The 25,191-nt window shown below is 56.1% G+C and carries 26 protein-coding genes; 19 read left to right on the plus strand and 7 right to left on the minus strand.

Going from position 1 to position 25,191, the window contains the following annotated elements:
- The 7 genes from A1830_RS23320 to proY all read left to right on the plus strand — a co-directional run.
- The coding region (locus A1830_RS23320; protein WP_231877602.1) for a hypothetical protein at nt 1–285 on the plus strand (285 nt) is incomplete at its 5' end.
- A 2-nt stretch (nt 286–287) separates the two neighbouring features.
- A complete protein-coding gene (gene phoB / locus A1830_RS09600; RefSeq protein WP_067705177.1) occupies nt 288–977 on the plus strand; it encodes a phosphate response regulator transcription factor PhoB in 690 nt (229 codons plus the stop codon).
- A 21-nt stretch (nt 978–998) separates the two neighbouring features.
- Complete coding sequence (gene phoR, locus A1830_RS09605; RefSeq protein ID WP_067705179.1) at nt 999–2,315, plus strand: phosphate regulon sensor histidine kinase PhoR; 1,317 nt, start codon at nt 999–1,001, stop codon at nt 2,313–2,315.
- 14 nt (nt 2,316–2,329) lie between these two features.
- Nucleotides 2,330–3,262, plus strand: coding sequence for a PstS family phosphate ABC transporter substrate-binding protein (locus A1830_RS09610; protein WP_067705182.1), 933 nt, complete (start codon nt 2,330–2,332; stop codon nt 3,260–3,262).
- A 232-nt stretch (nt 3,263–3,494) separates the two neighbouring features.
- Nucleotides 3,495–4,598, plus strand: a complete 1,104-nt coding sequence (locus A1830_RS09615) for a cobalamin-independent methionine synthase II family protein (RefSeq protein WP_067705184.1) — start codon at nt 3,495–3,497, stop codon at nt 4,596–4,598.
- A gap of 404 nt (nt 4,599–5,002) precedes the next feature.
- Complete coding sequence (gene brnQ / locus A1830_RS09620) at nt 5,003–6,325, plus strand: branched-chain amino acid transport system II carrier protein (RefSeq protein ID WP_067705186.1); 1,323 nt, start codon at nt 5,003–5,005, stop codon at nt 6,323–6,325.
- 68 nt (nt 6,326–6,393) lie between these two features.
- A complete protein-coding gene (gene proY, locus A1830_RS09625) occupies nt 6,394–7,752 on the plus strand; it encodes a proline-specific permease ProY (RefSeq protein ID WP_067705189.1) in 1,359 nt (452 codons plus the stop codon).
- 209 nt (nt 7,753–7,961) lie between these two features.
- Here the strand turns inward: proY and A1830_RS09630 are convergent, their stop codons facing one another.
- Nucleotides 7,962–9,239, minus strand: a complete 1,278-nt coding sequence (locus A1830_RS09630) for a histidine-type phosphatase (protein WP_067705191.1) — start codon at nt 9,237–9,239, stop codon at nt 7,962–7,964.
- A 118-nt stretch (nt 9,240–9,357) separates the two neighbouring features.
- Between A1830_RS09630 and A1830_RS22615 the strand changes: the two genes are divergently transcribed.
- Nucleotides 9,358–9,534, plus strand: a complete 177-nt coding sequence (locus tag A1830_RS22615) for a hypothetical protein (RefSeq protein ID WP_156484979.1) — start codon at nt 9,358–9,360, stop codon at nt 9,532–9,534.
- A 42-nt stretch (nt 9,535–9,576) separates the two neighbouring features.
- Here the strand turns inward: A1830_RS22615 and A1830_RS09635 are convergent, their stop codons facing one another.
- Together A1830_RS09635 and A1830_RS09640 are read right to left on the minus strand one after the other, a co-directional pair.
- Nucleotides 9,577–10,179, minus strand: a complete 603-nt coding sequence (locus A1830_RS09635) for a peroxiredoxin C (protein WP_067705193.1) — start codon at nt 10,177–10,179, stop codon at nt 9,577–9,579.
- A gap of 183 nt (nt 10,180–10,362) precedes the next feature.
- Nucleotides 10,363–10,944, minus strand: coding sequence for an ACP phosphodiesterase (locus A1830_RS09640; RefSeq protein WP_067705195.1), 582 nt, complete (start codon nt 10,942–10,944; stop codon nt 10,363–10,365).
- Nucleotides 10,945–11,106: 162 nt separating this feature from the next.
- Here A1830_RS09640 and queA point away from each other — a divergent pair, with 162 nt between their 5' ends.
- The 5 genes from queA (at nt 11,107) to secF (ending at nt 16,599) form a co-directional block, all read left to right on the plus strand.
- Complete coding sequence (gene queA / locus A1830_RS09645) at nt 11,107–12,177, plus strand: tRNA preQ1(34) S-adenosylmethionine ribosyltransferase-isomerase QueA (RefSeq protein WP_067705567.1); 1,071 nt, start codon at nt 11,107–11,109, stop codon at nt 12,175–12,177.
- A gap of 86 nt (nt 12,178–12,263) precedes the next feature.
- Nucleotides 12,264–13,388 (plus strand): tRNA guanosine(34) transglycosylase Tgt, encoded by a 1,125-nt coding sequence (gene tgt, locus A1830_RS09650; protein ID WP_067705197.1) that lies wholly within the window; start codon nt 12,264–12,266, stop codon nt 13,386–13,388.
- Between the two features lie 24 nt (nt 13,389–13,412).
- A complete protein-coding gene (gene yajC, locus A1830_RS09655) occupies nt 13,413–13,745 on the plus strand; it encodes a preprotein translocase subunit YajC (protein ID WP_067705199.1) in 333 nt (110 codons plus the stop codon).
- A gap of 27 nt (nt 13,746–13,772) precedes the next feature.
- Entirely contained in the window at nt 13,773–15,620 is a 1,848-nt protein-coding gene (gene secD, locus A1830_RS09660; protein WP_073980989.1) for a protein translocase subunit SecD, read from the plus strand.
- Nucleotides 15,621–15,630: 10 nt separating this feature from the next.
- Complete coding sequence (secF, locus tag A1830_RS09665) at nt 15,631–16,599, plus strand: protein translocase subunit SecF (RefSeq protein WP_067705203.1); 969 nt, start codon at nt 15,631–15,633, stop codon at nt 16,597–16,599.
- 135 nt (nt 16,600–16,734) lie between these two features.
- Here the strand turns inward: secF and A1830_RS09670 are convergent, their stop codons facing one another.
- On the minus strand, nt 16,735–17,310 hold the full coding sequence (locus A1830_RS09670) for a DUF3251 domain-containing protein (RefSeq protein ID WP_067705206.1): 576 nt from the start codon (nt 17,308–17,310) through the stop codon (nt 16,735–16,737).
- Nucleotides 17,311–17,336: 26 nt separating this feature from the next.
- Nucleotides 17,337–17,777, minus strand: a complete 441-nt coding sequence (gene lysM / locus A1830_RS09675; RefSeq protein ID WP_067705208.1) for a peptidoglycan-binding protein LysM — start codon at nt 17,775–17,777, stop codon at nt 17,337–17,339.
- A gap of 208 nt (nt 17,778–17,985) precedes the next feature.
- Between lysM and nrdR the strand changes: the two genes are divergently transcribed.
- The 6 genes from nrdR (at nt 17,986) to pgpA (ending at nt 22,086) form a co-directional block, all read left to right on the plus strand.
- Nucleotides 17,986–18,435, plus strand: a complete 450-nt coding sequence (gene nrdR, locus A1830_RS09680) for a transcriptional regulator NrdR (protein WP_067705210.1) — start codon at nt 17,986–17,988, stop codon at nt 18,433–18,435.
- 3 nt (nt 18,436–18,438) lie between these two features.
- Entirely contained in the window at nt 18,439–19,548 is a 1,110-nt protein-coding gene (ribD, locus tag A1830_RS09685) for a bifunctional diaminohydroxyphosphoribosylaminopyrimidine deaminase/5-amino-6-(5-phosphoribosylamino)uracil reductase RibD (protein ID WP_067705212.1), read from the plus strand.
- A gap of 115 nt (nt 19,549–19,663) precedes the next feature.
- Nucleotides 19,664–20,134 carry a 6,7-dimethyl-8-ribityllumazine synthase gene (gene ribE, locus A1830_RS09690; RefSeq protein WP_067705215.1) on the plus strand — a complete coding sequence of 157 codons (471 nt, stop codon included), beginning with the start codon at nt 19,664–19,666 and terminating at the stop codon, nt 20,132–20,134.
- A 16-nt stretch (nt 20,135–20,150) separates the two neighbouring features.
- Nucleotides 20,151–20,570 carry a transcription antitermination factor NusB gene (gene nusB, locus A1830_RS09695; RefSeq protein ID WP_067705217.1) on the plus strand — a complete coding sequence of 140 codons (420 nt, stop codon included), beginning with the start codon at nt 20,151–20,153 and terminating at the stop codon, nt 20,568–20,570.
- 54 nt (nt 20,571–20,624) lie between these two features.
- Nucleotides 20,625–21,602, plus strand: coding sequence for a thiamine-phosphate kinase (thiL, locus tag A1830_RS09700; RefSeq protein ID WP_067705218.1), 978 nt, complete (start codon nt 20,625–20,627; stop codon nt 21,600–21,602).
- A complete protein-coding gene (pgpA, locus tag A1830_RS09705) occupies nt 21,580–22,086 on the plus strand; it encodes a phosphatidylglycerophosphatase A (protein ID WP_067705221.1) in 507 nt (168 codons plus the stop codon). The genes thiL and pgpA overlap by 23 nt, the downstream gene beginning before the upstream one ends.
- A 162-nt stretch (nt 22,087–22,248) precedes the next feature.
- Here pgpA and A1830_RS09710 read toward each other — a convergent pair whose 3' ends face one another.
- Together A1830_RS09710 and dxs are read right to left on the minus strand one after the other, a co-directional pair.
- Entirely contained in the window at nt 22,249–23,223 is a 975-nt protein-coding gene (locus A1830_RS09710; RefSeq protein WP_067705223.1) for an aldo/keto reductase, read from the minus strand.
- 92 nt (nt 23,224–23,315) lie between these two features.
- Complete coding sequence (dxs, locus tag A1830_RS09715; RefSeq protein ID WP_067705225.1) at nt 23,316–25,181, minus strand: 1-deoxy-D-xylulose-5-phosphate synthase; 1,866 nt, start codon at nt 25,179–25,181, stop codon at nt 23,316–23,318.
- Nucleotides 25,182–25,191 lie beyond the last annotated feature (10 nt).

A 25,191-nucleotide genomic window follows, 5' to 3' on the forward strand; every position in this document is an offset into this window, starting at 1 on the left:
CCGCAGGGATTATCCACCGGCACAGCAAATAGTGCAGCCCGGCACCCGCAGGGATTATCCACCGGCACAGCAAATAGTGCAGCCCGGCAAACGCAGGGATTATCCACCGACACAGCAAATAGTGCAGCCCGTCACCCGCAGGGATTATCCACCGGCGGCGCAGATATCCATCCCATGCAGCATAATTGCGTCTGGGGCTGGGGCTTTTTTCATAAATATGTCATAAAAGTGACGCATAATAACGCCGCGAGTCTCAATGACATCCCGTTACCGCAGCAGGAGTAATAATGGCTAAGCGCATTCTGGTGGTTGAAGATGAAACCCCCATCCGTGAAATGCTCTGTTTCGTTCTGGAACAAAATGATTATCAACCGATTGAAGCAGAAGACTATGACAGCGCCATCAACCTGCTCATTGAACCCTGGCCCAACCTGATACTGCTGGACTGGATGCTTCCCGGCGGATCGGGCATTCAGCTCATCCGGCACTTGAAGCGCGAAGCCATGACCCGACATATCCCGGTCATGATGCTCACGGCGCGCGGCGAAGAAGAAGATCGCGTTCGGGGCCTTGAGGTGGGAGCCGATGACTACATCACCAAGCCATTCTCACCAAAAGAGCTTATCGCCCGCATCAAAGCGGTCATGCGCCGCATTTCACCGATGGCGGTGGAAGAAGCGATCGAAATGCAGGGACTGACACTGGATCCCTCCTCCCACCGGGTGATGTCCGATACCCAGCCCGTTGAAATGGGGCCGACGGAATATAAGCTGCTGCACTTCTTTATGACCCATCCCGAGCGGGTTTACAGCCGTGAACAGTTGCTTAATCACGTATGGGGCACTAACGTTTACGTCGAAGATCGTACCGTTGATGTGCATATTCGCCGACTGCGCAAAGCGCTCGAACTTACCGGGCACGATCGCATGGTGCAAACGGTGCGCGGCACAGGTTACCGTTTTTCCTCACGCTACTGATCTCGCAACGGAGTATCCACCGTGCTGGAACGCCTCTCCTGGAAGAGATTACTGCTTGAACTGCTGCTGGCGTGCCTGCCCGCGCTGGCTCTCAGCCTGCTGATCGGCTATCTGCCGTGGCTGCTGCTGCTCTCCGTGCTGGCCCTGCTGGGCTGGCATTTTGCCAACATCCTTCGTCTTTCGCACTGGTTGTGGATCGACCGCAGCATGACGCCGCCAGGTGGGCGCGGCAGCTGGGAACCCCTTTTTTACGGTATTTACCAGATGCAGGCGCGAAACCGCCGTCGACGTCGCGAACTGGGCCATCTGATCAAACGCTTTCGCAGCGGCGCCGAATCACTGCCTGATGCGCTGGTGCTGACCACCGAAGAGGGCAGCATCTTCTGGTGCAACGGCCTCGCTCAGCAGATGCTCGGTCTGCGCTGGCCCGAAGATAACGGACAAAATATCCTCAACCTGCTGCGCTATCCTGAGTTCACCCGCTATCTGCGCCAGCGCGAATTTACCCGCCCGCTGATGCTGGTGCTTAACAGTCAGCGTCACCTTGAATTTCGCGTAATGTCCTACAGCGAAGGGCAGTGGCTCCTGGTGGCTCGGGACGTCACGCAGATGCACCAGCTTGAAGGCGCGCGGCGCAACTTTTTTGCCAACGTCAGTCACGAACTGCGTACGCCGTTAACGGTGCTGGGGGGCTATCTGGAGATGATGGAAACGTCAGAGATGGAAGGCGTGCGGCGGCAGAAAGCATTACAGACTATGCAGGACCAAACCCGCCGTATGGATGGGCTGGTGAAGCAGCTGCTGACGCTGGCCCGTATTGAAGCCGCACCGGCGCAGGGAAGGGACGAGCAGGTTGATATACCCGCGATGCTGCGGCGGCTGGAGGGGGAAGCCGCCACGCTCAGTCAGGGACGTCACCTGTTGCAGTTCTCCACCGATTCTCATCTGTGGGTTCACGGTAATGAGGAGCAGCTGCACAGCGCATTTTCTAATCTGGTTTACAATGCGGTAAACCACACGCCGGACGGCACACGGATTGACATTGCATGGCTGAAAACTGCGAAAGGGGCTGAGTTCAGGGTGAAGGATAACGGCCCGGGCATTGCGGCAGAGCATATTCCGCGCCTGACGGAGCGCTTCTATCGGGTGGATAAAGCCCGATCGCGACAAACGGGCGGCAGCGGTCTGGGCCTGGCTATTGTAAAACATGCGCTGAGTCATCATCACAGTCGTCTGGAAATACGCAGCCAGCCGGGAGAAGAGACCTGCTTCAGTTTTGTCCTGCCGCCGGAGTTGCTTGTCAGCGCTGAATCATCACAGAATGCGCTTCATCACTGATGCGGATAACAATAATGAAAAAGCTTATTATTGCCGGGCTGCTGCTGTTTAGCCTGCTGGCCCGGGCAAACGAAGGAATGCTGGCGGGTAATTTGAGCAGCGTAGGTTCGGATACGCTGGGTAATTTGATGGCGCTGTGGGGAGAGAGTTTTAATCGTCAGTATCCCGGCGTGAACGTGCAGATTCAGGCAGCCGGTTCCTCAACTGCGCCTACCGCGCTGGCAGCCGGGGCGGCTCAGCTGGGGGCAATGAGTCGCCCAATGCAGCAGGGGGAGCGTCAGCTGTTTGAAACCCGCTACGGCTATCCGCCCCTCGCCGTGCCGGTTGCCATGGATGCGCTGGTAGTGATGGTGAATCAGGATAATCCGCTGGCCGGGCTAAATACCCGCCAGCTCGATGCAATTTTTTCCATTACCCGCCGCTGTGGCGATACTGCAATCATCCGTCAGTGGGGTGATCTCGGGTTGACCCAGCCCGGCTGGCAAACGCGGGCACTACAGCGTTTTGGCCGCAACTCCGCCTCGGGAACTTGGGGTTTTTTCAAGCAGCAGGCGCTCTGCCACGGTGATTTTCGCAATGACGTCGGGGAGTATCCCGGTGCGGCGGCGGTCGCGCAGGCCGTTGCCGCCACGCTGAATGGTATCGGCTATGCCAGCATGGGTAGCCATATCAGCGGGGTTAAAACGCTGCCCATTGCGCGTGAGGGGAATGACTGGATCCCGCCTGACGCAGAGAATATTCGCAGTGGGCGCTACCCCTGGGCCAGACCGCTCTATATCTACATCAATAAGGCGCCAAACCAGCCGCTGGCACCGCTGACTGCCGCCTTTCTGCGGCATATTCTTTCACCGCAGGGGCAGGCGCAGGTAAGTCGGGCTGGCTACCTGCCGCTTTCTGACGCACAGCGTCTGGAAGCGCTAAGGCTGGCCGGGCTGGCCACGAAGTAAAGGTTATCCCCGACTTCAGGCAACGGGTCCGGTTGTAAGCCAGCAGCTTTACCCGACCCTCCCCAACGTGAATTTTTTTCACCTGTGATGAATTTTCCTCGTTTGCGCCTGAAACTTTCTCATGACATTCTTGCGTCTGGACATATAGACATCCAGAAGTCTAAAAATAACCCATTGTAACTATTTCACCGGTAAATTATGCGCCGTGCGCGCAGGCCAGGAGTAACCTAACATGCAAAGAGATTCCGCTCAGTACCGTGCCGAAGTGGTCGGCAGTTTCCTGCGTCCCGCCGCAATCAAAAAAGCACGTGAGCAGTTCCAGAACGGTGAAATCAACGCCGAAGAGCTGCGTCGTATTGAGGATGAGGCGATCCGTGACGTCGTGGAACATCAGCGCGCCAGCGGCCTGAAGGTGGTGACCGACGGCGAATTCCGCCGCGCCTGGTGGCACTTCGATTTCTTTGATGGCCTGGAGGGCGTGGAGCTTTATGAATCAGAGCAGGGTATTCAGTTTAACGGCGTGCAGACCAAAGCACACAGCGTACGCGTCACGGGCAAGCTGGGCTTTGGTCAGCATCCTATGCTGGAAGATTTCCGCTATCTGAACAGCATCAGCGGCGATGCCATCGCGAAAATGACCATTCCCAGCCCAAGCGTGCTGCACTTCCGCGGCGGCCGTAAGGCGATAGACGCCACCGTTTATCCCGATCTGAATGCCTATTTTGACGATCTGGCGCAAACCTATCGCGATGCGATTCAGGCTTTTTATAACGCGGGCTGCCGCTACCTGCAGCTGGACGACACCGTCTGGGCATACCTCTGCTCCGAAGACCAAAAGGCACAAATCCGCGAGCGCGGCGAAGACCCTGAAGAGCTGGCGCACATCTATGCGCAGGTGCTGAATAAGGCTCTCGAAGGCAAGCCTGAGGATCTCACCATCGGTCTGCATGTCTGCCGGGGTAACTTCCGATCGACCTGGATTTCGGAAGGCGGCTATGAGCCAGTGGCTGAAATTCTGTTTGGCAGCGTAAATATTGATGCGTTCTTCCTGGAATACGATAACGAACGCTCCGGTGGCTTTGAACCGCTGCGCTTTATCAAACCGGGCAGGCAGCAGGTAGTGCTGGGGCTGATCACCACCAAAACGGGTGAGCTGGAAGATCCGCAGACGGTAAAAAAACGTATTGCGGAAGCCGCGCAGTTCGTCAGCCTCGACCAGATTTGCCTCAGCCCGCAGTGCGGCTTTGCCTCTACGGAAGAGGGGAACAGCCTGAGCGAAGCGCAACAGTGGGAAAAGCTGCGACTGGTGGTCGATATCGCTAAAGACGTCTGGTAAAACACCGCAAAGGGTCATAAAGGCGCGCCCGGGCGCGCCTTTTGTGCATTTAAGCGGGCGGTAATGCAGGAAACCCCCCTGGACTGCATGCAAATCATACAAATCATGTAAGGCAACCAGCCGATAAACTGAACTGATTCACTGGATAAGCTTTTTTTTACGCTATATCACTCTGCATTCCCGATCCCGTATTGCCTTTCTCCGCTATAAACGGTTTACTTAGCGCCGTTTTTACATTATCCCCCGTTAGAAAACCAAAATCAGCGTACATTCGCTGCCAGAGCGACGTTGGGTCAATATATTTCCCTGTATCGGTTTGATAAGGCGGTGTTTTCAGCGCACACGGGGCGATATTTCTGACATCACGATTCCACTTAACACCAGTACAGGCAGCTTCGCTGATTATGACAAATCGATTATCTTCTAAAGACATCCTCGCGCTGGGCTTTATGACCTTTGCCCTGTTTGTGGGGGCAGGTAATATTATTTTTCCACCTATGGTGGGTATTCAGTCGGGCGCACACGTCTGGATCGCAGCAATAGGCTTTCTGATTACCGCCGTCGGCCTGCCGGTGATTACGGTCATTGCGCTGGCGCGCGTGGGCGGCGGCATCGACGCACTCAGTACGCCGATTGGCAAAGCCGCCGGTTTGGTACTGGCGACCGTGTGCTACCTGGCCGTCGGCCCGCTGTTTGCCACACCGCGCACCGCTACGGTCTCTTTCGAGGTGGGTATTGCCCCGCTGACCGGTGACGGCCCGCTACCGCTTTTTATCTACAGCCTGATCTACTTTGCGCTGGTTATCGGTATTTCTCTCTATCCCGGTAAGCTGCTCGATACCGTCGGTCATGTCCTCGCGCCGCTGAAAATTGTGGCGCTGGCCATTCTGGGAATTGCAGCGCTGATCTGGCCTGCCGGGGGGGTGGCACCGGCGACGGACGCTTACCAACAGGCGGCCTTTTCTACCGGCTTCGTCAATGGCTATCTGACCATGGATACCCTCGGTGCGCTGGTGTTCGGCATTGTGATTGTCAATGCGGCCCGCTCGCGCGGCGTCAGTGAAGCTAAGCTGCTAACGCGCTATACCGTTATGGCCGGTCTTATTGCCGGCGTGGGCCTGACGCTGGTCTATCTGACGCTGTTCAAGCTGGGTTCCAACAGCGCGGGACTGGTTGAGCAAAGCGCTAACGGTGCAGCTATCCTTCACGCCTACGTGCAGCAGACCTTTGGCGGCATGGGAAGCACCTTCCTGGCGGCGCTGATCTTTGTTGCCTGTATGGTAACGGCAGTGGGCCTGACCTGCGCCTGCGCGGAGTTCTTTGAGCAGTATCTGCCGCTGACCTACCGTCAGCTGGTATTTATTCTCGGCCTGTTCTCCATGCTGGTATCTAACCTTGGCCTGAGCCATCTGATCCGCATCTCTGTCCCCGTGCTGACCGGTATCTATCCACCCTGTATCGTGCTGATCCTGCTGAGTTTTACCCTGAACTGGTGGAACAAAAGCAGCCGCATTATCGCGCCAACGATGCTTATCAGCCTGCTGTTCGGCATTATTGATGCGATCAAGGCTGGTGAGCTGACGTCCATGCTGCCCGCTTTTGCCCAGCATCTTCCGCTGGCAGAGCAAGGGCTGGCATGGCTGCCGCCTTCACTGGCTATGCTGGTCGTGGCCGCTATCTATGACCGCGTACGCGGTGGCCAACCCGCTCACGTGTCGCAACAGTAATCGATCATCCGTCTTCCCCGTCGTCAATGCGTCGGGGAGGCAAATGTAGCAGGATCGGAAGCAGAGAAATGACAAAAAATACGCTCAAAAAGGGACTGAGTACCCGACACATTCGCTTTATGGCGCTGGGATCGGCAATTGGTACCGGGCTTTTTTACGGCTCGGCTGATGCAATGAAAATGGCCGGTCCGAGCGTTATCCTCGCCTACATCATCGGCGGGGCTATCGCCTATATTATTATGCGCGCGCTGGGCGAGATGTCGGTGAATAACCCCCAGGCCAGCTCTTTTTCACGTTACGCGCAGGACTATCTGGGGCCGCTGGCTGGCTATATTACCGGCTGGACCTACTGCTTTGAAATCCTGATTGTCGCTATTGCCGACGTGACCGCCTTCGGCATTTATATGGGCGTGTGGTTTCCGGACGTCCCGCACTGGATCTGGGTACTGAGCGTGGTGCTGATTATCGGCGCCATCAATATGGCGACCGTAAAGGTATTTGGCGAGGTGGAGTTCTGGCTGTCGCTGTTTAAGGTCGCCACCATTATTATCATGATCGTGGCGGGTATCGGTATCATCTTCTGGGGTATTGGTAACGGCGGTCAGGCGACCGGCATCCATAATTTATGGACTAACGGCGGCTTCTTTGCGCACGGCGTGATCGGTATGGTGCTGTCGTTGCAAATTGTGATGTTTGCCTATGGCGGGATAGAAATAATTGGTATCACCGCCGGTGAAGCGAAAGACCCTGAAGCCTCTATTCCCCGTGCGATAAACACCGTCCCGCTGCGTATTCTGGTGTTCTACGTGGGTACGCTGTTCGTGATTATGTCGATCTTCCCCTGGAATCAGGTCGGCACTGATGGTAGCCCCTTTGTGCTGACCTTCCAGCATATGGGTATCGCTGCCGCTGCGGCTATTTTGAATTTTGTGGTGATCACCGCTTCGCTGTCGGCCATCAACAGTGATGTATTCGGCGTGGGCCGCATGCTGCATGGTATGGCTGAACAGGGGCATGCGCCAAAAATGTTCGCCACGGTTTCGCGGCGCGGCATCCCCTGGGTAACCGTGTTGGTGATGATGTTAGCTATGCTGATCGCGGTCTATCTTAACTATCTGATGCCGGGCAAGGTGTTTCTGGTGATCGCTTCACTGGCGACGTTCGCCACCGTCTGGGTGTGGATTATGATCCTCTTCGCTCAAATTGGCTTCCGCCGGACGCTGAGCAAAGAGCAGGCGCGGGCGCTGAAGTTTGCCATGCCTGGCGGTACGTTCACTGCGATGGTAGGCGTGCTGTCGCTGGCCTTTATTATCGGCCTGATTGGCTACTTTCCCGATACGCGCGTTTCGCTATATGTTGGGGTAGGCTGGATCGCGCTGCTGCTGGTGAGCTGGCTGTTTGTGAAGAAAAAAGTCAGCGCTCATTAATCTCAGCCATCGACGACAGCAATGCGTCGCCCGGTTGTCACTCCCCGCAGGGTGGGGAAGAACCCAACAGCCGATAAAAAAAAGGGCCGGATAATTTCCGGCCCTTTTTTTGTTACTGATACCTGGCGAAAATAATTCACCCGACTTTGTACGCTTTTAGCCTGTGCCGACTTAAGCCGCCAGGCGAACGTGTTTTGACATCCAACACATCAGGATTTCGGGTAGCTCACCGGGACCATCACCGCCGGATCGATATTCTGCTTTATGCGCGTGAGCGCTGCATCGTAAGGGCAAAGCGTACCCACCGCAGTAGTTTTACAGCCGGGGAACTGCCACTCGGTGATAAGCAGCGGATTGCTCTGGCTGAGCGGCGTGAGCTGGCGTAGCTGATCGAGGCTCTGGGCCTGAAAGGTCACCCGGATATAACGCTGCTGATGGCTATCACGCCAGCGTTCGAAGACCAGGCTGCCGCCGGGCGGAATATTGCCAGGCGGATATTCACCCTGCTGCCAGCTGAAATTAAGCAGCGTACGCAGATACGCCAGATTAATATCGCTTGCCACATACAGCAGCCAGCGAACGTCCGGTGGCGCATCGGGCTGCGTATTATTATCCAGCGCAGCGGCTATCTGCCCCATCAGTATCGATCCGCCGCGACGCGCCGCATAAGGCAGATCGTTGCTGTAGGTGTATTTGGCGCTTAACAGTGGCAGAAGCCTGGCGACCCCGGCGGTGGTGCTTACCTGACCAAAAGCCACCCGTGCGACAGGCAGATTTTCACTCCACGCCAGCCGAAGGGTTTCCGCCATGGCGCCCAGGCTGTCCAGACCGGTAATACCTATGCGGCCGTTCGACCAGACATGGAGTGACCAGGGGCGATCGAAATCAGGGCAGGCGCTTCCCGGATGACATAAGGCGCGCTTCAGGGCCGCGATCTGTGGCTCCAGGCGCTGCTGCGCGCGGCTAACGTCGCCTCCGATTGCCTTAAGTGCTTCTTGCTTCGCTATTTCCTTTTCTGCCGGGCTGGCATTGCCTTTGGGATACTGAAACAGAGGGTCCCTGTCGGACAGCGCATGGACGGGCACACCGCAGCCGGGAAAAGCAGCCGATGACAGCGCAGCGGCGGTAGCCTGCGTACGCTGTAGGGTGCTGGCGCGGATATAAACCTCATCTTCAGACGGGCAGCCCGCCTTTAGCAGGCCGAGCTGGCGATAGCGCTGGCTTTCAAACTGGCCCTTAAGCCAGGCCCCGGTATAGCCGTGCCCGGTTAACTCTCCGTCGGCTGTCTGCCATACGGGCCATGAACGCTGGGTAACGGCTTCAATCTGCTTCCGGTTACCGGGGGTAGGTGGTCGCACGCCGTGGCGGCTGACCTCAACCACTTTTTCCAGCTGGTATTGCGTGCTCTCCGCACAGGCATTAAGCGTGAACAGGGCGGGCAGAATAGCGCTGATAAGCGCAGACAGAACGGGCGTTTTCACCAACATCGGATCCCTGTGCGTTGTCATCATTGGGGGAAGAGCAGACTGGCTCCAGTGTGCGAAACAATAGCCTGATTGCAGCACTAATGAAACCTTAAGACCCGAGGTGTAAGGGCTTAACACATTGGAATTACGTACGATGCGCGGAGTGAAGCCATTCAGCGCTGGATCAGCAGAGGTTAAGGGAAAGATGCTGCTGCCTAAGGTGGCGATTAAGGAGAGGGGATTGAAGCTGGCTAAGGTGGCGATTAAGGAGGGGGAGAGTTATGCCGGTGACGGACTGCCGTATCAGCACAGCTAAAAAAAAAGGCTCGCCGAAGCGAGCCATTGCAAAACGCGGGAATTACAGGTTATTTGCGTTTGCGGACAGGTATTTAGCTACGCCGTCTGGAGACGCGCCCATACCTTCTTTGCCTTTTTCCCACTGAGCCGGGCACACTTCACCGTGCTCTTCGTGGAACTGCAGCGCGTCTACCATACGCAGCATTTCGTCAACGTTGCGGCCCAGCGGCAGATCGTTAACAACCTGGTGGCGAACCACACCGGCTTTGTCGATCAGGAATGAGCCACGCAGCGCAACGCCAGCATCCGGGTGTTCAATACCAAACGCTTTCTGCACTTCGCGTTTGATATCAGCAACCATCGCATATTTCACTTCGCCGATGCCGCCTTTATCAATTGGGGTTTTACGCCAGGCGTTATGAACGAACTCGGAGTCAAAAGAAACGCCCACAACTTCCACGCCGCGCTTCTGGAACTCTTCGTAACGCTTGTCGAAGGCAATCAGTTCAGAAGGACACACGAAAGTGAAGTCCATTGGCCAAAAGAACACCACGGTGGCCTTGCCAGCGGTGTGTTTTTTGAAGTTGAAGTTTTCAACGATTTCACCGTTGCCCAGCACGGCAGCAGCAGTAAAATCAGGGGCTTGACGAGTTACCAGGACCATATGTACTCCTGTAAAAAGTGAGTGAATTAACGTTAATTAGACGCAGTATAAAGGTGGCTTCCGCGCGTGAACCAGCGCAACAGGCCGATTAATGAGATAGGCTAAAGCTATCAAAAGGTGTTATTCCTTCAGGCAGTCCACCACAGTAGTCTATTTCTGCAAAAGGGCAACGCTTTTCATTATTCAGAGGGCTTTTTGCGAGGCAAGTTCCATCATTCGCGGATATAACTGCCAAAAATAGTCGCTAAACGTTTGATAGTTATCAATGAAATCATAATAGGACGGCGCCAGCGCGGCCAGCCGGGGCCTGCTGCTGGCCATGCCGTTCAGCACTCTCTCAAGCCAGGCCGGATCGGCATACCTCTCCATCCAGCGCTCGCGCCATAGATAGCGATTAAGGCTCTGAAAGCGTTCCGGCGTCCCAGCCAGGTGAGGCGTAATTTCATCCTCAGCAAGGGTTAAAAATTCGCTAAGCGGCCTGTCGGGATGCAACCGGCCCCAGTTAAGGGATAAGAAGTGATCCCAGATAACATCAAGCGTAATGGGTGCCACCCGGCGCGTTTCATCGCGAAAAAATGCCTTTGCCGCGCGAACTTCAGGTAAAGCATCGGTCATCGCATCAACACGGCGGTGCAGCAAAATGCCCTCAGCAACGGCATCCGGCCAGTCGTTACGCGGATTACCGCGAACATAGTCAGCCATAAGGTTACCCAGCAGGGAGCTGTCAGCCAGCGTGGCGAGGTGGAGGTGGGCGAGATAGTTCATCCCCACAGTATACCGCCTTCGCCCTTGACGCTGTAGCGGCGTTTGCGGCGTTCGCTCACCCGAATCACTTACTTGAGTAAGCGCGTCGGATTCACTCCCTGTTTAGAAATGGTCGGTTTTCAGCTAGACTGTGCGCCCTGATTTCCCTGACAGTGAATGACCATGCGCGTTGCCGATTTTTCCTTTGAGTTGCCCGAGTCCCTGATTGCCCACTATCCGCAGGCCCAGCGCAGCGGATGTCGTCTGTTGACCCTGAATGGGGCTGACGGCACGCTGACGCACGGGGTCTTCACCGATTTGCTGGATATGCTCAACCCCGGCGACCTGCTGGTGTTCAACAATACGCGGGTGATCCCCGCGCGCGTCTTTGGTCGCAAAGCCAGCGGCGGTAAAATTGAAGTGCTGGTCGAGCGTATGCTTGACGACCATCGCGTACTGGCGCATGTCCGCTCCTCTAAGGCACCTAAGCCGGGCGCTGAACTTCTGCTGGGTGATGACGAAAGCGTCAAAGCCACCATGGTCGCGCGGCACGATACGCTGTTTGAGCTGCGCTTTGAGGATGAGCGTGCGGTACTGGACATCCTGAATGCCGTGGGGCATATGCCGCTGCCGCCTTATATTGATCGCCCGGATGAAGAAGCGGACCGCGAGCTTTATCAGACCGTATACAGTGAGCGTCCTGGTGCGGTAGCCGCGCCGACCGCTGGGTTGCATTTCGACCAGCCGCTGCTGGATGCGCTGCGTGAGAAAGGTATTGAAACCGCTTTTGTGACCCTGCACGTTGGCGCGGGTACCTTCCAGCCGGTGCGGGTAGAGAGCATTGAAGACCACATCATGCATGCCGAATATGCCGAGGTGCCACAGGAGGTGGTGGACGCGGTACTGGCCTGCAAGGCACGCGGCAACCGCGTGGTCGCGGTAGGCACAACCTCCGTTCGTTCTCTGGAGAGCGCGGCGAAGGCGGCACAGGGCCAGCTGATTGCACCCTTTTTCGATGACACGAAAATCTTTATCTATCCCGGCTACCATTACCAGGTTATTGACGCGCTGGTAACCAACTTCCATCTGCCTGAATCAACGCTGATTATGCTGGTCTCCGCCTTTGCCGGTTACCGCAATACCCTGCATGCCTATCAGCAGGCGGTTGCTGAACAGTACCGTTTCTTTAGCTACGGCGACGCCATGTTTATCACCCAAAATCCGCAGGCCGCAGATGAACAGGTGGGCGGTTAACGCGCTCGCTTGTATCGCAGCTGCCTGGGTTGGTAGAATGCGCTCCTTTTTACTGATCATCAGACTGTATATCTGGTGGAGGCAATGTGAAGTTTGAATTAGATACTACCGACGGGCGCGCACGGCGTGGCCGTCTGGTCTTCGATCGCGGCGTGGTTGAAACCCCTGCATTTATGCCGGTGGGCACCTATGGCACGGTAAAAGGCATGACGCCGGAAGAAGTGCAGGATACCGGTGCGCAGATTATTCTCGGCAACACCTTCCATTTATGGCTGCGCCCTGGCCAGGAGATCATGAAGCTGCACGGCGATCTTCACGATTTTATGCAGTGGAAAGGCCCCATTCTTACCGACTCCGGCGGTTTTCAGGTCTTCAGCCTGGGTGACATCCGCAAAATCACCGAAGCGGGCGTGCATTTCCGTAACCCGATTAACGGCGATGCGATTTTCCTCGACCCGGAAAAATCAATGGAGATCCAGTTCGATCTCGGCTCCGACGTGGTGATGATTTTTGACGAATGTACTCCTTACCCTGCCGACTGGGATTATGCTAAGCGCTCAATGGAGATGTCCCTGCGCTGGGCCCAGCGTAGCCGCGACCGCTTTGATTCTCTGGGGAATAAAAATGCGCTCTTTGGCATTATTCAGGGCGGGGTTTACGAAGATTTACGAGATGTCTCGGTAAAAGGGCTGGTGGAGATAGGCTTTGATGGTTACGCTGTGGGCGGCCTGGCGGTAGGTGAGCCAAAAGAGGATATGCACCGCATTCTGGAGCATGTCTGTCCGCAGATCCCCGAGGACAAACCCCGCTATCTGATGGGCGTGGGCAAGCCGGAAGATCTGGTTGAGGGCGTGCGTCGTGGGGTCGATATGTTTGACTGCGTGATGCCGACCCGCAATGCCCGTAACGGACATCTTTTTGTGACCCGCGGCGTGGTAAAAATCCGCAATGCGAAGTACAAAGATGACGTCTCGCCACTCGATGCTGACTGTGATTGCTATACCTGTCGTCACTACAGCCGCGCCTATCTGCATCATCTCGATCGCTGCAATGAAATCCTGGGTGCGCGTCTGAATACGATCCATAACCTGCGCTACTATCAGCGCCTGATGGCAGGTTTGCGGCAGGCTATCGAAGAGGGTAAATTAGAGCGCTTCGTTACCGAATTCTATGAACTGACGGGTAAAGCGGTTCCGCCGTTGAACGTCTGATAATTAAACAAAGAGGGAAATTAAATGAGTTTGTTCATATCTGACGCAGTGGCTGCCGCAGGCGCGCCGTCTCAGTCAAGTCCTTATTCACTGGTTATTATGCTGGTGGTATTTGGCCTGATCTTCTTTTTCATGATCCTGCGTCCGCAGCAGAAACGTGCGAAAGAACATAAAAAGCTGATGGACTCCATCTCTAAAGGTGACGAAGTGCTGACCACCGGTGGTCTGGTAGGTCGCGTAACCAAAGTGGCTGACACGGGCTACGTGGCCATCGCGCTGAACGAGACCACGGAAGTAGTGGTTAAACGTGATTTCGTGGCTGCCGTCCTGCCGAAAGGTACGATGAAAGCGCTTTAATTTTTTGTCTTCCCTAAGGGAAATGCCGTGTTAAACCGTTATCCTTTGTGGAAGTACATCATGCTGGTCGTCGTGCTTATCGTCGGCCTGCTGTATGCGCTTCCTAACCTTTATGGTGAGGATCCGGCTGTTCAGGTCACTGGTGCGCGCGGAAGCGCCGCCAGTGAGCAAACGCTGGTCCAGATCCAGAACGTATTAAAACAAGACAATATTCAGAGCAAATCCATCGCGCTGGAAAATGGCGCTATCCTGGCACGTTTTGCCAACGGTGATGCCCAGCTGCGCGCGCGTGATGCGATGATCAAGGTACTGGGCGAAGACTATGTCGTTGCGCTCAACCTGGCACCGGCGACGCCTGAATGGTTATCCCTGCTGGCTGCTGAACCGATGAAGCTCGGTCTGGATCTGCGCGGTGGCGTGCACTTCCTGATGGAAGTTGATATGGATACCGCCCTGGGCAAGCTCCAGGAGCAAAATATTGATAACCTCCGCAGCGACCTTCGCGATAAAAACATCCCCTACACCAACGTGCGCAAAACGGATAACTACGGTCTGGAAATCCGCTTCCGCGATGCTGCGGCGCGTGATGATGCCGTCAGCTATCTCTCTGGCCGCCATCGCGATCTGGTGATCAACAGCAGCGGCAGCAATGCGCTGCGCGCGGTCATGACCGACGATCGTCTGCGTGAGGCTCGCGAATACGCCGTACAGCAAAACATTACCATCCTGCGTAACCGCGTTAACCAGCTCGGCGTGGCCGAACCGCTGGTGCAGCGTCAGGGCTCCGATCGTATCGTGGTCGAGCTGCCGGGTATTCAGGATACGGCGCGGGCGAAAGAGATTCTGGGCGCGACGGCGACGCTGGAATTCCGCCTGGTGAACACCTCTGTTGACCCTACCGCCGCCGCGAATGGCCGCGTACCGGGTGATTCTGAAGTCAAAAAAACCCGTGAAGGCGAGCCGGTAACGCTCTACAAGCGCGTGATTCTGACCGGCGATCATATTACCGATTCCACGTCCAGCCAGGATGAGTACAACCAGGCGCAGGTGAACATTTCACTGGATAGCGCGGGCGGTAACATCATGTCCAACTTCACCAAGGATAATATCGGTAAGCCGATGGCAACGCTGTTTGTTGAGTATAAAGACAGCGGTAAGAAAGATGCCAACGGTCGGGCGATTCTGGCGAAGCAGGAAGAGGTCATTAACGTGGCGAATATCCAGTCCCGACTGGGTAACAGCTTCCGTATTACCGGTATCAGTAATCCTAACGAAGCCCGTCAGCTCTCGCTGCTGCTGCGTGCGGGTGCGCTGATTGCGCCTATTCAGATTGTTGAAGAGCGTACTATCGGTCCAACCATGGGCCAGCAGAACATCACTCAGGGTCTGGAAGCCTGTCTGTGGGGCCTGATCGCCTCTATCGTGTTTATGGTGGTTTACTACCGTAAATTCGGGGTGATTGCTACCACGGCGCTGGTCGCTAACCTGGTGCTGATCGTGGGGATTATGTCCCTGCTGCCGGGCGCTACCCTTACCATGCCGGGCATCGCCGGGATCGTACTGACGCTGGCGGTTGCGGTGGATGCAAACGTACTGATCAATGAGCGTATTAAGGAAGAGCTGAAGAACGGTCGCTCCGTTCAGCAGGCGATTCATGAAGGCTACAGCGGTGCGTTCTCCAGTATTATCGACGCCAACGTGACGACGCTGATCACCGCGATTATCCTGTACGCGGTCGGTACGGGTTCGATTAAAGGCTTTGCTATCACCACGGCAATCGGTGTGGTGACGTCTATGTTTACCGCCATTGTCGGTACCCGCGCCATCGTCAACCTGTTGTACGGCGGCAAACGCATCAACAAGCTGTCTATCTGAGGAGTGCGTTGTGGCACAGGACTATAGCGTTGAACAACTGAACTACGGCCGTAAAGTCTATGACTTTATGCGCTGGGATAAATTGGCCTTTACCCTTTCCGGCCTGTTGCTGATCGCCTCTTTTGCAATAATGGGCGTGAAAGGGTTTAACTGGGGTCTGGATTTCACCGGTGGTACGGTGATTGAAATTACCCTGGAAAAACCAGCCGATCTCGACAGCCTGCGCGGTGCGCTTGAGAAGTCTGGCTTTGTGGACCCACAAATCCAGAACTTCGGCAGCAGCCGTGACGTCCTGGTCCGTCTCTCTCCTCATGAGGGGAATGCGGGCCAGGAGCTGGGTAACAAGGTGGTCACCACCATTAATCAGGCCAGCCAGCAGCAGGCTACCGTGAAGCGTATTGAGTTCGTCGGTCCCAGCGTGGGCAGCGATCTGGCGCAGACCGGCGGTATGGCGCTGCTGGTGGCGCTGATCGCCATCCTTATCTACGTTGGTTTTCGCTTCGAATGGCGACTGGCGTTAGGGGCCGTACTGGCGCTGGCGCACGACGTGATCATTACTATGGGCGTGCTGTCTCTGTTCCATATTGAGATAGATTTGACCATTATCGCGTCGCTGATGTCGGTTATCGGCTACTCGCTGAACGACAGTATCGTGGTATCGGACCGTATTCGTGAGAACTTCCGCAAAATTCGTCGCGGAACGCCTTACGAGATCTTCAACGTCTCGCTGACGCAGACGCTGAGCCGTACCATCATGACCTCTGCGACCACGCTGATGGTGGTGCTGATGCTGTTTATCTTTGGCGGTGCGCTGCTGGAAGGCTTCTCATTGACCATGCTGATTGGTGTGTCCATCGGGACCATCTCTTCAATCTATGTTGCCTCGGCCCTGGCGCTGAAGCTGGGAATGAAGCGTGAGCATATGCTTCAGCAGAAGGTTGAGAAAGAGGGTGCCGATCAACCTTCAATCATGCCGTAAGCGGGAGAATTGCCGTTCTCAAGTCTGAGCGGCAGTTGAAAAAAACAACCCCACGCTAAGGTGGGGTTGATTGACCGTCAGAAGCGCCGCTAATGCGGCGCTTTTTATTTGGCTGGTGTGGAAGGCTGCCCGGAATTATTGGGCGGGTGTTGCCAGCTGTTCGGAAGGAGCCAGCTGGATATCATGGATACGTACGTAGCCTAACTGCTCGGGTGACACATTTTTCAGGCTTAGCGAAACGGCTGCATCACGTCTCGGCAACAGCGCGTCCGTCAGGTGAAGGGTCTGACTCTGACTGCTGGCCTCCAGTGGTTTACCCGTTGCGCTATCTGTTTCACCCCATTCAACCTGCGCGCTCAACGCCGGAATTGGCTTATCTGACACCGCATGGATATGCAACATCACCCGCGTGCCGTCGGCTTCGCTTTGTAGCGAACCAAGCGACAGTCGAAGATCCCCCGCCTGACTTTGCAACACCACTGCCGTGTGGGTGGATGGCAATAGCCACGCACCCTGTGCGGCACCGCCGTTAAGGCTATTTTGCTGCTCCAACAGCGAGGCCTGAGCGGTAAGCTGCTGCATCTGATTGTTCAGCTTACCCACTTCATGGTGCAATTTGTTCAGCTGCGGCTGCTGCGCGGGGGTGGCACAGCCGGCTAACAGCAGGGCTGCTGTTACCAGCAGAGGGGCTTTTACTCTGTCCTTTACCATTCTGTTCCGGGCTCCTTGCAGCCAGCTTACTCAGGGATACGCAGCGTCTGTCCGGGATAGATCTTGTCCGGATGAGAGAGCATTGGCTTGTTCGCTTCAAATATTTTGTTGTACTTGTTCGCGTCGCCATAAACCTGTTTAGAGATGGCGCTCAGGGTATCGCCCGACTTAACGGTATAAAATTTCGCTTCTGTGGCAGGTTCAGCCACTTTCACGTTGTCATCAACTGCGGTAATGCCCGCTACGTTCCCTGCTGCAACGAGGATTTTCTCTTTCAGTTCCTGAGAAATAGCGTCACCGCTGATGCTGGCTTTGCCATCATTAACCTTCACATCGACCTTATCACTGCCCGGCAGGCCCAGTTTGTTGATATAGTCGTGCAGCTTTTTACTCTGGTCCTCATCGGTGCCTGAAACGGAATCCCACAGTTTTTCACCCGCTTCTTTTACAAAGTTGAAAAGTCCCATATATCCTCCGGTTAATTGTTGCTCACTGAATGATTTATTTCACGTCAGGGGATAATTATAGCGGGAAAAACGGGAGCTGCTTTCAGGGGAGGTCTGAAAGAGGCCTGAAGGCTAAGGGATAATCGCGGTCAAAAGGTCGGTACGTTATTTTGTTCACTTTGACTTCGCGCTACACTGTATGTCTATTTCCAGACTATCAGGAAGCATCATGCACTGCCCGTTCTGTTCTGCTGTGGATACCAAAGTGATCGACTCCCGCCTGGTGGGGGAGGGAACCTCAGTGCGTCGACGTCGTCAATGCCTGGTGTGCCATGAGCGGTTTACTACCTTTGAGGTGGCCGAGCTGGTAATGCCGCGGGTGGTGAAAAGCAATGATATTCGCGAGCCGTTTAATGAAGATAAGCTCAGCAGCGGTATCATGAAAGCGCTGGAGAAACGCCCGGTTAACTCCGATGACGTGGAAAACGCCGTCAGCCATATCAAAAGCCAGCTGCGCTCGACCGGTGAGCGTGAAGTTCCCAGTAAAATGATCGGTAACCTGGTCATGGACGAACTGAAGAAGCTGGATAAAGTGGCCTACATTCGCTTTGCTTCGGTTTATCGCAGTTTCGAAGATATTCGCGAATTTGGCGAAGAGATTGCCCGCTTACAGGACTAACTCATGCGTGATGAAATCTATATGGCGCGCGCCCTGGAGCTGGCCCGCCGGGGACGCTTCACCACGACGCCCAATCCTAACGTAGGCTGCGTTATCGTACGTGCAGGCCAGGTGGTAGGGGAAGGCTATCACTACCGTGCGGGTGAGCCGCACGCCGAAGTTCACGCATTACGCATGGCGGGTGACAAAGCGCGCGGGGCGACGGCTTACGTCACCCTGGAACCCTGTAGCCATCATGGGCGAACGCCGCCCTGCTGCGATGCACTGATTGCCGCGGGTGTCAGCCGCGTGGTGGTAGCGATGCAGGACCCTAACCCGGAAGTGGCGGGGCGCGGACTTTACAGGCTCAGGCAGGCAGGTATTGAGGTCAGCCACGGGCTGATGATGCAGGAAGCGGAAGCGCTAAACCGCGGATTTCTGAAACGGATGCGTACCGGCTTCCCCTGGGTGCAGCTTAAAATGGGCGCGTCGGTGGATGGCAGAACGGCGATGGCCAACGGCGAAAGCCAGTGGATTACCTCACCGGAAGCCCGGCGCGACGTGCAGCGGCTGCGCGCGCAAAGTTCCGCTATTCTCAGCAGCAGTGCAACGGTGCTGGCGGATAATCCCTCCCTGAATGTACGCTGGGACGAACTGTCCGGCGAGAGTCAGGCGCTGTTCCCGGAAACGGATCTGCGGCAGCCGATACGCGTGATCGTCGACAGTAAGAATCGCGTCACGCCCGAGCACCGCCTGATTAATCAGCCCGGTGCCACCTGGCTGGTGCGCGAGCAGGCTGATACGCAGCGCTGGCCCGCAAATGTAGAGCAATTTACCCTGCCGCTGCATCGTAACCAGACGGATTTAGTGTCGCTGCTGCTGCTGTTAGGCCGCCGTCAGATCAACAGCGTCTGGGTGGAAGCGGGTGCGGGCCTTGCCGGCGCGCTGCTTAGCGCGGGCGTGGTTGATGAGCTTATTATTTATCTTGCGCCCAGGCTGCTAGGCGATGCCGCCCGTGGTCTGTGCCATTTGCCCGGCATCGCACATCTTGCTGAAGCGCCAGCGTTCTCATTCAGCGATATTCGTCAGGTCGGGCCTGATTTACGTCTTACGCTCACGCCGAATGCATCTTAGTTAGCATTATTGATGATGCGACCCGCCGTCTGCGCGAAAGCGGAAGCAGACCGGTGAAGAGTGTGATAGAATCCGCCCCCCTGCGGGGCCTCAACAGAACCCTTAAAGGAAGATTATGAACGTAATTGAAGCTGCTGTTGCTACTCCTGACGCGCGCGTGGCGATTGTTATCGCGCGTTTCAACAACTTTATCAACGACAGCCTGCTAAGCGGTGCCCTCGATGCGCTGAAGCGTATTGGCCAGGTCAAAGATGAAAACATCACCGTGGTCTGGGTGCCGGGCGCCTATGAAATGCCGATGACCGCGCGCGCGCTGGCCAATGCCGGCAAGCATGATGCCGTGGTCGCCCTGGGAACGGTTATTCGTGGTGGCACTGCCCACTTTGAATACGTCGCGGGTGAAGCCAGCTCTGGCCTGGCCAGTGTGGCAATGAACAGTGATATTCCGGTTGCTTTCGGCGTCCTGACGACTGAAAACATCGAGCAGGCCATTGAGCGCGCCGGAACAAAAGCGGGTAATAAAGGGGCGGAAGCTGCCCTGACCGCACTTGAAATGATTAACGTATTGAAAGCCATCAAAGCCTGATTTAAAGGGGAATTTCGTGAAACCTGCTGCTCGTCGCCGCGCCCGTGAATGTGCTGTCCAGGCGCTTTACTCCTGGCAGTTGTCTAAGAACGACATCTCTGATGTCGAATACCAGTTTCTGGCGGAGCAAGACGTCAAGGACGTTGATATCAGCTATTTCCGCGAGCTGCTGACCGGGGTTGCGACCAACAGCGCGTATCTCGATGGCCTGATGAAGCCCTGGCTGTCTCGTCAGCTGGAAGAGCTGGGTCAGGTTGAGAAAGCGATTTTGCGGATCTCACTGTATGAGCTGAGCAAACGCGCCGACGTTCCCTACAAGGTGGCCATCAACGAGGGGATTGAGCTGGCGAAAATATTTGGCGCCGAAGACAGCCACAAATTTGTCAACGGCGTGCTGGATAAAGCCGCTCCCACTATCCGCCCCAATAAGAAGTAATCCTCCCAGGCCGGTTTACCGGCCTTCTTCTTTTTTAACCCCGGAACGCAGCGTATGGCATGTGGCGAATTCGAACTTATCACACGTTATTTTGATCGTGTGACCAGCTCCCGTCGCGATGTGGAAAAAGGCATTGGCGATGACTGCGCATTACTGACCCTCCCCGAAAAGCAAACCCTGGCTATCAGCACCGATACGCTGGTGGAAGGCGTGCATTTCCTTCGTGATATTCATCCTGCCGATCTGGGCTATAAGGCCCTGGCGGTTAATCTGAGCGATCTGGCTGCCATGGGTGCTGACCCCGCCTGGCTGACGCTGGCGCTGACGCTGCCGGAAGTGAATGAACCCTGGCTTAAAGCGTTCAGCGACAGCCTGTTTGAGCTGCTGGACTACTACAATATGCAGCTCATCGGTGGCGATACCACGCGCGGACCGCTGAGCCTGACGCTGGGCATTCACGGCCTGGTGCCGCAGGGCAGGGCGTTGAAACGGTCGGGCGCACGGCCCGGCGACTGGATTTTTGTCACCGGTACGCTGGGCGACAGCGCCGCGGGTCTGGCGCTGCTCCAGCACCGGGTGAAGATTGGCGACCCGGTCGCCCATGAGGCGCTGATCAAGCGTCATCTGCGTCCGATGCCGCGTATCCTGCAGGGGCAGGCGCTGCGTAATCTTGCCAGCGCTGCCATCGATCTCTCTGACGGCCTGATCTCCGACGTGCAGCACATTCTGAAAGCCAGCGGCTGCGGCGCCCGACTTAATCTGGATGCGCTACCGCTGTCGGAGGTGATGAAGCAGAATATTGACCCCGGGCAGGCCCTGCGCTGGGCGCTGGGCGGCGGAGAGGATTATGAACTCTGCTTTACCGTGCCTGAGATTAATCGCGGTGCGCTGGATGTTGCCCTCAGTCATTATGGCATTCCCGTTACCTGCATCGGACAGATTGCGCCGCTCTCAGAAGGGCTGGTCCTGCTGCAAAACGGCAAACCGGTAGAGAGTCACTGGAAAGGATTTGACCATTTTGATCGCAGATAAATACGCGGCCAAAGGCCGTTTGAAAATGAGTAACCCCTGGCATCTGCTGGCAACGGGCTTCGGTAGCGGGCTTAGCCCCTACGTACCCGGCACGGTTGGCTCTGTTGCCGCGCTGCCCTTCTGGTATTTGATGACCTTTTTGCCGCCGGATATCTACTCGCTGGTAGTGATGTTCGGTATCTGTATTGGCGTTTATCTCTGCCACCGCACGGCGAAAGATATGGGCGTGCACGATCACGGCAGCATCGTCTGGGATGAGTTTATCGGTATGTGGATAACGCTGATGGCGATTCCGGTGAACAGCTGGCAGTGGGTGCTGGCAGGCTTCATTATTTTCCGCATTCTGGATATGTGGAAGCCCTGGCCGATACGCTGGTTTGACCGCAACGTGCAGGGCGGTATGGGCATTATGGTAGATGATATTGTTGCCGGGATTATTTCGGCGGGGATCCTTTACTATGCCGGGCATTATCTGGCGCTGTAGCCGTTAGGGTGAGCGGCCGTACACAAGCCAGCTTACACGACCGATCACGCTGTCTGGCACCAGATAGCGTAAGAATAAAAAAGCCTGACGTTAAATAACGACAGGCTTTTTCGTCTACTGTGCGGCAGGCTTATTCGTCCGGGTTTTCAGCACGCCCTGAGATTATTCAAACCCTACGAGATTATGCGGCTGATAGGCGCTCTCTAACTCGGCGATATCGGAAGGCGTTAGCGCAACGTCAACGGCCTTAACCAGATCGCTTAATTGCTCAGCCCGCGATGCGCCGATAATAGGTGCGGTAACGGCGGGTTTGGCCAGCATCCATGCCAGCGCGATCTGCGCCCGGCTGACGCCTTTATCTTCGGCAAGCGCGGCGACGCGCTGCGCAATCGCGCCGTCGTTCTCTTCGGTTTTATCATACAGGGTGCTGCCATATTCGTCCGATACCGAGCGCGCAGTGGCTTCGCCCCACGGCCGGGTCAGGCGTCCACGCGCCAGCGGGCTCCACGGCAGCACAGAAATACCTTCAGCCTGACAGAGCGGATGCATTTCGCGTTCTTCCTCACGCTGGATCAGGTTGTACTGGTCCTGCATGCTGACAAAGCGCGTCCAGCCGTGAAGGTCAGCCGTGTACAACGCTTTCGCGAATTGCCAGGCGTACATGGATGACGCGCCAATATAGCGGGCTTTGCCTGACTTCACGACGTCGTGAAGCGCTTCCAGCGTCTCTTCCAGCGGCGTTTCGTAGTCCCAGCGATGGATTTGCAGCAGGTCAACGTGGTCCATGCCAAGGCGACCCAGGCTGTCATCAATGGATTGCAGAATATTTTTGCGGGACAGGCCGCCTGAGAGATTGCTCATCGGGAAGTAGACTTTGGTCGCCACCACGATGTCGTCACGGTGGGCATACTCTTTCAGCGCGCGGCCCACAATCTCCTCGCTGCTGCCGTCGGAATAGCTGTTCGCGGTATCGAAAAAGTTGATCCCCGCGTCCAGCGCCTGCTTGATCAGCGGCCTGCTGCTCTCTTCTGGCAGAGTCCAGGCGTGGCGGCCACGATCAGGTTCACCATAGGTCATACAGCCCAGGCAGAGGCGGGAAACGGTCAGGTCGGTGCTGCCTAATTGAATAGTCTTCATTCGTGCTCCTGCATAGCGGAAATGGCGGGTAGCCGTTTATTCCGTTAAGCATAGCAGTTCAGATGCTCCCCGGATGGGGAGCATCGTGCGGTTTACTGTGCCAGCCAGCGGCTGATTTGCTGCTCAATGCCCTCTGCATCCAGCTGATAATCATGACGGATCTCATCCTGCGTTCCCTGGGGAATGAATTCATCGGGAAGACCCAGCGTCAGAACCGGCACCAGCAGTCGGCGTGCCATCAGGGTTTCGATCACCCCGCTGCCCGCTCCTCCCTTGATTGCGCCTTCTTCCAGGGTGATAAGCGCCTCATGGCTGGCGGCCAGCTCTGCAATAAGCGACTCATCCAGCGGCTTAACAAAGCGCATATCTACCAGCGTGGCGTTCAGCTTATCAGCGACCGCCGCCGCTTCGGGCAGCAGCGTCCCGAAATTGAGGATCGCCAGCTTTTCACCTTCACGCTTCACAATGCCTTTACCCAGCGGCAGCGAGGCGAGCGGCTTAAGCTCGGCCCCGGTGCCGGTCCCTCTCGGATAGCGCACCGCGCTCGGCCCGTGGGAGTAGTGATAGCCGGTATAAAGCATCTGCCGACATTCGTTCTCATCGCTTGGCGTCATGATCACCATATTCGGAATGCAGCGCATAAAGGCGATATCGAACGCACCCTGATGAGTCTGGCCGTCCGCGCCGACAATACCGCCACGGTCAATCGCGAATAGCACGGGCAGCTTCTGGATCGCCACGTCATGGATCAGCTGGTCGTAGGCACGCTGCAGGAAAGTAGAGTAGATCGCGACAACCGGCTTATAGCCGCCAATAGCCAGGCCCGCAGCAAAGGTCACGGCGTGCTGTTCGGCAATCGCGACGTCGAAATACTGCGCGGGATAGTCGCGCGAGAAGCTTACCATGCCGGATCCTTCGCGCATCGCGGGCGTCACGGCCATGAGCTTAGCGTCATCGGCTGCCGTTTCGTTCAGCCACTGACCGAAAATTTTAGAGTAGGACGGTAAGCCCTCTGCGACTTTTGGCAGCAGGCCGCTGGCGGGATCAAACTTTGGCACCGCATGCCAGGAGATCGGATCTTTTTCCGCCGGGGCGTAGCCTTTCCCCTTTTTGGTCATGATGTGCAGAAACTGCGGGCCCTTCAGGCCGCGCATGTTTTTTAGCGTCTGCACCAGCGTCAGCACGTCATGCCCGTCAACCGGGCCAATATAGTTGAAGCCCAGCTCCTCAAACAGGGTGCCAGGCACCACCATACCTTTCAGATGTTCCTCAGTACGCTTCACCAGCTCTTTGATGGGCGGCAGGCCATCCAGCACTTTCTTGCCGCCTTCGCGCAGGCGCGAATAGGTCTTGCCGGAAAGGATTTGCGCCAGGCGGTTGTTAAGCGCACCCACGTTCTCCGAAATGGACATCTCATTGTCGTTAAGGATCACCAGCAGGTCGGATTTGATATCTCCGGCGTGGTTCATCGCCTCAAACGCCATGCCCGCAGTAATCGCACCATCGCCAATGATACAGGCGGTACGACGGCCTTTGCCTTCCTTCTCAGCGGCAACGGCCATCCCCAGCCCGGCGCTGATTGATGTAGACGAGTGACCCACGTTAAGCACGTCATATTCACTTTCGTCGCGCCACGGGAAAGGGTGCAGGCCATTCTTCTGGCGGATAGTCCCGATGCGATCGCGGCGGCCGGTCAGAATTTTGTGCGGATAGGCCTGATGACCGACGTCCCAGACAAGGTGATCGAAAGGCGTATTATAAACGTAATGCAATGCAACGGTGAGTTCCACCACGCCCAGCCCGGAGGCAAAATGACCGCTGGAACGACTGACGCTGCTGAGTAAATACTGGCGCAGCTCGTCACAGAGTTTTGGCAGGCTCTCCTTAGGCAGAGAACGTAATTCTTGTACCGAGCTGGCCAGCGCCAGCGTCGGGTATTTTGCAGTATCAAAACTCATCAGAGACTCA

The organism is Erwinia sp. ErVv1, assembly GCF_900068895.1.
In the GTDB taxonomy this organism is placed as follows: domain Bacteria; phylum Pseudomonadota; class Gammaproteobacteria; order Enterobacterales; family Enterobacteriaceae; genus Erwinia.

Coding starts and splice junctions, on each gene's coding strand:
- dxs (WP_067705225.1), bottom strand. CDS start 25,181: ATGAGTTTTGATACTGCAAAATACCCGACGCTGGCGCTGGCCAGCTCG.
- ribE (WP_067705215.1), top strand. CDS start 19,664: ATGAACGTAATTGAAGCTGCTGTTGCTACTCCTGACGCGCGCGTGGCG.
- A1830_RS09630 (WP_067705191.1), bottom strand. CDS start 9,239: ATGTTGGTGAAAACGCCCGTTCTGTCTGCGCTTATCAGCGCTATTCTG.
- A1830_RS09610 (WP_067705182.1), top strand. CDS start 2,330: ATGAAAAAGCTTATTATTGCCGGGCTGCTGCTGTTTAGCCTGCTGGCC.
- lysM (WP_067705208.1), bottom strand. CDS start 17,777: ATGGGACTTTTCAACTTTGTAAAAGAAGCGGGTGAAAAACTGTGGGAT.
- thiL (WP_067705218.1), top strand. CDS start 20,625: ATGGCATGTGGCGAATTCGAACTTATCACACGTTATTTTGATCGTGTG.
- A1830_RS09635 (WP_067705193.1), bottom strand. CDS start 10,179: ATGGTCCTGGTAACTCGTCAAGCCCCTGATTTTACTGCTGCTGCCGTG.
- A1830_RS09615 (WP_067705184.1), top strand. CDS start 3,495: ATGCAAAGAGATTCCGCTCAGTACCGTGCCGAAGTGGTCGGCAGTTTC.
- A1830_RS09640 (WP_067705195.1), bottom strand. CDS start 10,944: ATGAACTATCTCGCCCACCTCCACCTCGCCACGCTGGCTGACAGCTCC.
- phoB (WP_067705177.1), top strand. CDS start 288: ATGGCTAAGCGCATTCTGGTGGTTGAAGATGAAACCCCCATCCGTGAA.
- ribD (WP_067705212.1), top strand. CDS start 18,439: ATGCGTGATGAAATCTATATGGCGCGCGCCCTGGAGCTGGCCCGCCGG.
- nrdR (WP_067705210.1), top strand. CDS start 17,986: ATGCACTGCCCGTTCTGTTCTGCTGTGGATACCAAAGTGATCGACTCC.
- yajC (WP_067705199.1), top strand. CDS start 13,413: ATGAGTTTGTTCATATCTGACGCAGTGGCTGCCGCAGGCGCGCCGTCT.
- queA (WP_067705567.1), top strand. CDS start 11,107: ATGCGCGTTGCCGATTTTTCCTTTGAGTTGCCCGAGTCCCTGATTGCC.
- A1830_RS09710 (WP_067705223.1), bottom strand. CDS start 23,223: ATGAAGACTATTCAATTAGGCAGCACCGACCTGACCGTTTCCCGCCTC.
- proY (WP_067705189.1), top strand. CDS start 6,394: ATGACAAAAAATACGCTCAAAAAGGGACTGAGTACCCGACACATTCGC.
- A1830_RS09670 (WP_067705206.1), bottom strand. CDS start 17,310: ATGGTAAAGGACAGAGTAAAAGCCCCTCTGCTGGTAACAGCAGCCCTG.
- brnQ (WP_067705186.1), top strand. CDS start 5,003: ATGACAAATCGATTATCTTCTAAAGACATCCTCGCGCTGGGCTTTATG.